The sequence below is a fragment of the Collinsella aerofaciens genome, from assembly GCF_015553355.1.
GTDB classification, from domain to species: Bacteria; Actinomycetota; Coriobacteriia; order Coriobacteriales; family Coriobacteriaceae; genus Collinsella; species Collinsella aerofaciens_V.
The window spans coordinates 1-7,784 of sequence record NZ_JADNGN010000054.1; the positions used below are offsets into that span (position 1 = coordinate 1).

At 60.9% G+C, this 7,784-nt stretch carries 7 protein-coding genes; 4 read left to right on the plus strand and 3 right to left on the minus strand.

Annotated features, from left to right (window positions below; all coding sequences use genetic code 11):
• Nucleotides 1-172 precede the first annotated feature (172 nt).
• Nucleotides 173-1,960: an aspartate--tRNA ligase gene (aspS, locus tag I2D57_RS09525; protein ID WP_117876723.1), complete on the minus strand. Its 1,788-nt coding sequence runs from the start codon at nucleotides 1,958-1,960 to the stop codon at nucleotides 173-175.
• Between the two features lie 256 nt (nucleotides 1,961-2,216).
• On the opposite strand from aspS, the gene serB reads away from it, so the two are divergent.
• The 4 genes from serB to I2D57_RS09545 all read left to right on the plus strand — a co-directional run bounded on the left by serB (nucleotide 2,217) and on the right by I2D57_RS09545 (nucleotide 5,210).
• Nucleotides 2,217-2,852 carry a phosphoserine phosphatase SerB gene (serB, locus tag I2D57_RS09530; RefSeq protein ID WP_195362311.1) on the plus strand — a complete coding sequence of 212 codons (636 nt, stop codon included), beginning with the start codon at nucleotides 2,217-2,219 and terminating at the stop codon, nucleotides 2,850-2,852.
• 114 nt (nucleotides 2,853-2,966) lie between these two features.
• Nucleotides 2,967-3,749, plus strand: a complete 783-nt coding sequence (larB, locus tag I2D57_RS09535; protein WP_195362312.1) for a nickel pincer cofactor biosynthesis protein LarB — start codon at nucleotides 2,967-2,969, stop codon at nucleotides 3,747-3,749.
• A gap of 10 nt (nucleotides 3,750-3,759) precedes the next feature.
• On the plus strand, nucleotides 3,760-4,668 hold the full coding sequence (gene larC, locus I2D57_RS09540) for a nickel pincer cofactor biosynthesis protein LarC (protein WP_195362313.1): 909 nt from the start codon (nucleotides 3,760-3,762) through the stop codon (nucleotides 4,666-4,668).
• 2 nt (nucleotides 4,669-4,670) lie between these two features.
• The gene (locus I2D57_RS09545; protein ID WP_195362314.1) at nucleotides 4,671-5,210 is read left to right on the plus strand and encodes a TetR/AcrR family transcriptional regulator; all 540 of its coding nucleotides are present in this window, start codon (nucleotides 4,671-4,673) and stop codon (nucleotides 5,208-5,210) included.
• Between the two features lie 302 nt (nucleotides 5,211-5,512).
• Here the strand turns inward: I2D57_RS09545 and larD are convergent, their stop codons facing one another.
• Both larD and larA read right to left on the minus strand, forming a co-directional pair.
• On the minus strand, nucleotides 5,513-6,244 hold the full coding sequence (gene larD, locus I2D57_RS09550) for a D/L-lactic acid transporter LarD (RefSeq protein WP_195362315.1): 732 nt from the start codon (nucleotides 6,242-6,244) through the stop codon (nucleotides 5,513-5,515).
• Between the two features lie 49 nt (nucleotides 6,245-6,293).
• Complete coding sequence (gene larA, locus I2D57_RS09555; protein ID WP_195362316.1) at nucleotides 6,294-7,571, minus strand: nickel-dependent lactate racemase; 1,278 nt, start codon at nucleotides 7,569-7,571, stop codon at nucleotides 6,294-6,296.
• Nucleotides 7,572-7,784 lie beyond the last annotated feature (213 nt).

The following is a 7,784-nucleotide window of genomic DNA, read 5'->3' on the forward strand; positions in this document are numbered from 1 at the left end:
CGCGCTTTCCCAGAGGACCCCCCTTTGGGAAAGCGCGACCCGTTCTGGACGCAAATTCCGAGACGCAGTTTCCGCGACGCCCGGTCACCCCATGCCCTCACAATCTCGGCGTATAAAAAACGAGGGAAGACACACGTCCTTCCCTCGTTGCAAGCAATATGTAGTCGCTCGCCTACATCAGGCGCAGGCTGACGTCCTTGAGCTGGGCGCCGCTAACGGCACTCGGGGCACCCGACATGAGGTCGGAGCCGCTGGCCGTCTTGGGGAACGCCATGACGTCGCGGATGGAGTCGGAACCGGTAAGCAGCATGCACACGCGGTCCAGGCCCAGAGCGAAACCGCCCATCGGGGGCGCACCAAACTTGAGGGCCTCCATGAGGAAGCCAAACTGAGACTCGGCGCGCTCCTCGGTAAAGCCCAGGAGCTTGAGCATGGACATCTGCATCTCGGCGTTGTGGATACGCATACCGCCACCGCCGGCCTCAAAGCCGTCCATGACAAAGTCGTAGGTGCACGAACCGGCTGCCAGGGGATCGGCCTCGATCTTGGCGATGTCGGTCTCGGTCGGCAGGGTAAAGGGCTGGTGCTCGGCAGCATAGGCCTTGCGATCCTCGTCCCAATGGAACAGCGGGAAGTTGACGACCCACAGGAAGTCGTGACCCTCGCGCTTGATCTCGAGCGCGTTGGCCATGTGCGAACGCATGCCGCCCAGGATCTCGTCAGAGAGCAGGCGCGGGCCGGCGGCGAACATCACAAGGTCGCCGGGCTCGACGTCCATGCGCTCGCGCAGAGCCGCCATCTCCTCGTCCGAGAAGAACTTGACGATGGGGCTGTTGATGGAGCCATCCTCGCGGAAGGCGATCCATGCCAGGCCCTTGGCGCCAAACGTGGAAGCCACGCCGGCGAGCTTATCGATCTTGGCGCGTGCCCAGGCACCGGCGCCCTTGGCGTTGATGGCCTTGACGACAGAGCCCTCCTCGTTTGCGGCAGTCGCAAAGACCTTGAACTTGGAGTTGGCAAAGATGTCGGTCAGGTCGACCAGATGCATGCCATAGCGGGTATCGGGCTTGTCGGAGCCATAGGTGTCCATGGCCTCCCAGTAGTTCATGCGACGCAGCGGCGTGGGCATCTCGACACCCATGCGGCCGAAGGCATCGGCCAGGACCTCTTCGAGCGCGCTCATAACGTCGTTCTGGTCCACGAAGGACATCTCGATATCGACCTGAGTGAACTCGGGCTGACGGTCGGCACGCAGGTCCTCGTCGCGGAAGCACTTGGCAACCTGATAGTAGCGCTCGACGCCACCGACCATAAGCAGCTGCTTCAGGAGCTGCGGGGACTGCGGCAGGGCGTAGAAGTTGCCCGGCTGAATACGGCTGGGAACGATGAAGTCGCGGGCGCCCTCGGGCGTGGACTTAAACAGGGAGGGCGTCTCGACCTCCATGAACTCACGGTTGTGCAGCGCCTCGCGAATGGCAAAGGTAAAGTCGGAGCGCAGCTTGAGGTTGGCCATCATCTCGGGACGGCGGAGGTCCAGATAGCGATAGCGCAGGCGGGTGTCCTCGCTGGTCTCGATGCCGTCCTCGATCTGGAACGGCGGGGTGACGGACGTGTTGAGAACCTCGGCGTGGTCGGTCAGGACCTCGATCTCGCCGGTCGCGAGCTTGGTGTTGGTGGTCTCCTCGCCACGGGAGCGCACGACGCCGTGGATCTTGATGGGCCACTCGGGACGCATGGTCTCGGCGATCTTAAAGGCGTCGCCGTCGGAGTGCTCGGGGTCGAAGGTGAGCTGCGTGATGCCCTCGCGGTCGCGAAGATCGCAGAAGATAAGGCCGCCGTGGTCGCGGCGACGGCTCACCCAACCGGTGAGGGTGACCTCTTCGCCCACGTTCTCGCGGCGAAGCTCGCCGCAGGTACGGGTGTGCATGGAATGCTCGTCGATGGGACGGGTCTGGCTCATACCAGTGATCCTCCTTTATGGATCTGTGCCGCCCCGTGTCGTTCCGGGCGGCGTCGTACAGATTTGCCCAGCCTGCGTAAACCGCGCAGCCAGACATGGCGTTCTATCTTATCGCACCTGTGTCGATGTGCCGCGGAAAAGTAGCTCCTGCCCAAAGACTTGACGGAGACGAAACAATTGACGCACCGCGGCACCCGCCCGCGCTCGTCACGTGCGACAATATGCCCCAATAAAACAGCACTTGGAAAGGCCCGTCATGACTGCACGCCTCATTGTTATGGATATCGACTCCACGCTCATCAACCAGGAGGTCATCGATCTGTTGGGCGAGGAGGCAGGCGTGGGCGAGCAGGTGGCGCAGATCACCGAACGCGCCATGCGCGGCGAGCTGGACTTTAAGCAAGCGCTCGAGGAGCGCGTGGGGCTGCTTGCCGGCTTGGATGAGAGCGCGTTCGAGCGCACTTTTGAGCGCGTGACATTTACCCCCGGCGCGCTGGAGCTTGTGCGCTCGGCACACAGCAAGGGCTGGAAGGTCGGCGTGGTAAGCGGCGGCTTCCACGAGGTCGCTGACAAGATCGCAGCCGCCGCGGGCATCGATTTTTGCCTGGCCAACCGCCTAGAGGTCGTGGACGGCAAGCTTACCGGTAAGTTGGCTGCCGAGATTGTGACCAAGGAGTCCAAGCTCATCCAGCTGCTGGACTGGGCAGTTGAGTGCGGCGTCGACATGGCCCACACGGTCGCTATTGGCGACGGGGCAAACGACATCCCCATGATCCAGGCCGCGGGCACGGGCATCGCGTTTTGCGCCAAGCCCAAGACGCGCGAAGCCGCCCCGTTTGCCATCGACGAGCGCAACCTGATGCTCGCCATGGACATCATCCTGCGCGACTAGCCGATCCGTCTAACAATTGAATCAGTCCGTCCTATAGTTTCCGAACAATTTTGTCTTAGTGTTCGGAAACATACCCTTTGAGTGCTAGACTTTGCGCCGTCGAAGGGAACATATATGGATAAGCGAGATCTTGAGCAGCTGCTGAGCGATGTTGCCGGCGGATCAGTCACCCCTGCCGACGCCCTCACGCGCATCCAGACGGCTCCGACCGCCGATTTGGGCTTTGCACAGCTCGATCTTTCGCGCGGAGTGCGCCAGGGAGCCGGCGAGGTTGTCTACGGTGCCGGTAAAACCGCCGAGCAGATTGCCGCCATTATCGAAGCGCTGCGCGATGCCGGCCAGGAGCGCATCCTAGTCACACGCTTGGATGCCGAAAAAGCCGCGCGCACCGCTGAGCTTCTTGGCAACGACATCGACCTGGGATATGTCCCGGACGCCCAGCTCGCCCTGGTGGGTGGCAAGCCCTCCCCTACCGGCAACGGACGCATCGTCGTCGCCTGCGCCGGCACGAGCGACCTGCCCGTCGCCGAAGAGGCGGCACTGACGGCCGAGTTCTACGGCAACGAGGTCAATCGACTCTACGACGTAGGTGTCGCCGGCCTGCACCGCCTGCTCGCTCATGCTGAGGAACTTGCCCAGGCGCAGGTGGTCATCGCCATCGCCGGCATGGAAGGCGCCCTGGCGAGCGTTATCGGCGGCCTTGTGAGCTGTCCGGTCATCGCCGTCCCCACCAGCGTGGGCTATGGCGCGAGCTTTGGCGGCGTGGCCGCACTGCTCGCCATGCTCAACTCCTGCGCCAGCGGCGTTTCAGTCGTCAACATCGACAATGGCTTCGGCGCCGCCTACCAGGCAAGTCTTATCAATCATTTGAGCGCCGGCACGCCCTGCGCCCGTTAAGGAGCATTCTATGTCCAGCCATCAGCACACGCTTATCATCGACGGCACCTCGGGCATCAGCGGCGACATGACCGTCGCAGCCCTGCTCGACCTGGGCGCCAGCGAGGAGCACCTGCGCGAACAGCTCGCCACGCTGCCGGTCGGCGGCTTTGAGATTGCCGTCACCCGCGTAAACAAGCATGGCATCGACGCCTGCGACTTTGACGTTCAGCTGGCAGAGGAGCTCGAGAACCATGATCACGACATGGCCTGGCTCTACGGCAACGAAGCAGCTGGCGAGCACACACATGAGCATGAGCATCATGATCATGGCGAACACGAACACGAGCACCGCCATGAGCACGCACATGGCCACGGCCACGACCACGAGGGTCACCATCACGCCCACCACCATCACCACCGCTCTTTGGCCGATGTCACGACGATCATCGACGGCTCACAGCTAAGCGATGGCGCCGAGCGACGCGCGATCGCCATCTTTACCGCGCTCGCCGCCGCCGAGGCCAAGGCTCACGGCAAAACGCCCGAGACCGTCATGTTCCACGAGGTAGGCGCCATCGATTCCATCGTCGACGTCTGCTCGGTCGCCATCTGCCTCGATGACCTGGGTATCGAGGATATTGTTGTCGAGTCGCTCTCCGAGGGTCACGGCACCATCCACTGTGCCCACGGCTTTATGCCCATCCCGGTGCCCGCCGTCGTCAACCTATGCCAAGCAGGCAATATCGCCCTCACGCCCGCACCGGTCGCCGGCGAGCTCGTGACGCCCACGGGCGCCGCCATCGTCGCCGCACTGCGTACGTCCGAGCACCTGCCAGTCCGCTACCGCATCGAGGCCGTCGGCTACGGCGCCGGCAAGCGCCCCTACGAGGACTGCTCCGGCACGCTCCGCTGCCTGCTCGTTCACGCGGACGCATAGCCATGGACGCCCGCAAGGCAAAAAGCCGCGCCGCCATCGTTTCGGCATTCTCCGAATTGCTGTGCGAAGAAGACTACGGCAAGATCACCGTCGGCGACATCATCGCACGCGCTCACGTAGGCCGCGCGACATTCTACGGTCTCTTTAAGAGCAAAGACGACCTACTGTCCGAGCTCGTGAGCGACATCTGCACCCACGCCCTCGACGACGATGGCACACCACTCGACGACCCACTCGTGCAGGTCGAGCACATTCTCAACAACCTCTGGGCGCGCCGCCAGGGCGTTCGAGCCCTCGTAGCCGGCGCCGGCTCACGCGTCTTCGCCGACAGCCTACGCAAGACCATCATGTCACGAGCAGCCGAAACCGTCCCCACCGACCCAAACGGCCCCGCCGCCACCATGGACCGCAGCTTCCTACTACACCACATAGCCTCAAGCTTCGTAGGAATGGTCCAATGGTGGGCCTGGCACAACTTCGAAGCCCCAAAAGAGGACGTAGCCAAAGACTACCTCTCAGCCATCAAGCCCCTCTTCAACTAAGTAAGAAGCTCATCCCAAAGCATCGCCCCAACCCAGGCCGCCACGCATCCCAAAGTGTCACTCGCGCTTCAACGCCCCCAACAGCAACAAGCCCCTCCCATCCAAATTCAGATTTATATTTTGGATTGCTTGCTCAAGCGCAACAAAGATCCCGCAGCTGGCCGCATGGGGTAACTTCCCAGCGCATTCCGCAGGACGCAAAAAGGCTCGCCGCACGAAGTGCGCAGCGAGCCTTTTTGCATGTCCGAGGACGCGCTGGGAAGTTACCCCATGCGGCCAGCGAACAACTATGTAGCCTCAGACTAGAACATGCCCAAGAAACCATGCACAAACAGCGCGGCCAGAGCGGCACCGACAAACGGTGCGATGCCAGGAACAAGCAGGCCATACTTCCAGTTGTTGTCAGCCTTGTTCTTGATCGGCAGCACCTGATAGGCCATGCGAGGACCAAGGTCACGAGCCTGGTTCATGGCGAAGCCGGTGATACCGCCCATGCCCATGCCAACAGCCCAAACGATCAGACCGACGCAGATGGCGAGCATCAGAACGTTCTCGCCAGCGCGGCTAGCGGCAGCAAGGATGGCGCTGATGAACACGAAGGTGCAGATAGCCTCGCAGAAGAAGTTACGGGCATAGTTGGTGCCCTCGGTGGTGGGGTTGGTCGAGAAGATGTTGCGCTGAGCAATGGGATCGATGACACCATCGGAAGCCTTGAACTCATCGGCATACATCAACCACGCGATCACGGCACCCGCAAAGCCGCCGAGCATATCGGCAACCATGAAGGGGATGCAGCTGCTCCACGGCACCAGGCCGACGATGCACTGGGCAAGCACCATGGCGGGGTTCATGCACACGGCGCCGCCAAAGATAAACAAAGCGACCGAGATGCCAAAAGACCAAGTGGTGATGGCAAACATATGACCAGAGCCCTGATACTTGGTGCCCTTGAGCACGGTATCGCAGTGTACGCCCACGCCAAAGATGATCATGAGGGCCGTTGCGCCGAATTCGCAGAGGAGTTTGGTAAGCATAATACCTTATCTTTCTTGTCGGTTATAAACGATTCGTTTAGGCCGCGTACTAGTGCTGAGCGACGACAACGCCCAGGCCATCGGGAATGACGGCCACCTTGGCATCGGCACCCTTCATCTCAAAGGCGAGCTTGAGCGCCTCATCGAGGGTGTTGACCGGCGTCATGTGCATATCCTTGATCATCTGGTGATCGCACAGGTCGGTGACCATGATCACAGGGTGATGCGCCAGGATGCGGGCAAAGATCTGGCTCGTCCACTGGTCGGGCAGGGTCTCGTCCTTAGGACGATCGATGCAAGCGCGCTCAAACTCCGCCGGATCGTTGTCGGCGATGTTGTGATAGAAGCCCTCGCCACCGTGACCGTCGGCACAGCCGGCGACGTCGATGATCACACCGCCCTCGGGAAGCGTAGCCTCGGCAGAGCACATGCCCTTCACGGCCTGGTAGATGTTCTGGTCGAGCGGGTAGCCACCGTTGGTGGTGATGGCAATCTCACACTCAACGGGATCAACGCCGGCAAGACTCTTCACGAACTCGCAGCCAGCCTCGTGCGCCTTGTGGATATCGCCGGCAAAGGAGCCGATGACCTCGTGCTTGCCGTTGAGCACCACGTTGAGCACAAAGGCAAGGTGAGCCATCTCGGCAGCGGCAAACATGTCCTCGCTCACGTGATTGTGGCAAAGGTTGCCGGCACGCGAATGAGAATCGTTCACAAACTGGCCGTTGTGGTTGTACATGATGGTCTTGTAGCTGGCGATGCCAGGCAGGACGGACTTGCGGCTGCCGGAGAAACCAGCAAAGAAGTGCGGCTCAATAAAGCCCTCGGCAAGCAGCAGATCGCAATCGACGGCAATCTTATTGATGATGCACTCGCCACCAGAAGGCAGGGTGCCGATCTTTTTCATCATGCTGTCGTCAGTCGCGACGTGCATAACGATTTCCTCGTTGGCAACGATCTCCTCGCCGTACTTGTTGACGAGCTCCTCGTGCGTCGACGGACGATGCATACCCGTAGCAACCAGAATGCGAACGCGCGCTTCAGGCGCAGCAGAATGGATGTGATGCAGCAGAATAGGCATCGTCACACGCGAAGGAACGGGACGCGTATGGTCGGAGCTAATGATGACGATATCCTTCTTGCCAGCACAAAGTTCCTCGAGTGAAGGCGAGCCATAAGGGTTGGCAAGCGACTCCTCTACCAGCTCTTCCTGCGATTTCGTGGTCTTAAACTCGTTTTGATGACCCTCCATCACACCCGCGAAGTTCTTATCCTCGAGCTCCAGATGCAACGTCTTGTGGTCAAACGGCAGTTCACATTCAAACAATGACGAGCGCCCTCTTCCTTTCAACTGACACACTAGATAAACCGTTGGAAGGATACGCCGCTCACCGAAAAACACCACCGTCCACCGACTCATTAACACAACGTTCATATTTGACCCACAATCAGAACCACCCTTAAAAAGGGTGGTTTGCTCTTAGGGTATAACCCACGGGCCCCGGGCTCGCGTCTAAAGGCGCGGGCCCGGACTTCGTCC

What these genes read in the sequence shown, in the direction of transcription:
- larC (WP_195362313.1), top strand. Translation starts at nt 3,760, where the DNA reads ATGTCCAGCCATCAGCACACGCTTATCATCGACGGCACCTCGGGCATC.
- larD (WP_195362315.1), bottom strand. Translation starts at nt 6,244, where the DNA reads ATGCTTACCAAACTCCTCTGCGAATTCGGCGCAACGGCCCTCATGATC.
- I2D57_RS09545 (WP_195362314.1), top strand. Translation starts at nt 4,671, where the DNA reads ATGGACGCCCGCAAGGCAAAAAGCCGCGCCGCCATCGTTTCGGCATTC.
- larB (WP_195362312.1), top strand. Translation starts at nt 2,967, where the DNA reads ATGGATAAGCGAGATCTTGAGCAGCTGCTGAGCGATGTTGCCGGCGGA.
- serB (WP_195362311.1), top strand. Translation starts at nt 2,217, where the DNA reads ATGACTGCACGCCTCATTGTTATGGATATCGACTCCACGCTCATCAAC.
- aspS (WP_117876723.1), bottom strand. Translation starts at nt 1,960, where the DNA reads ATGAGCCAGACCCGTCCCATCGACGAGCATTCCATGCACACCCGTACC.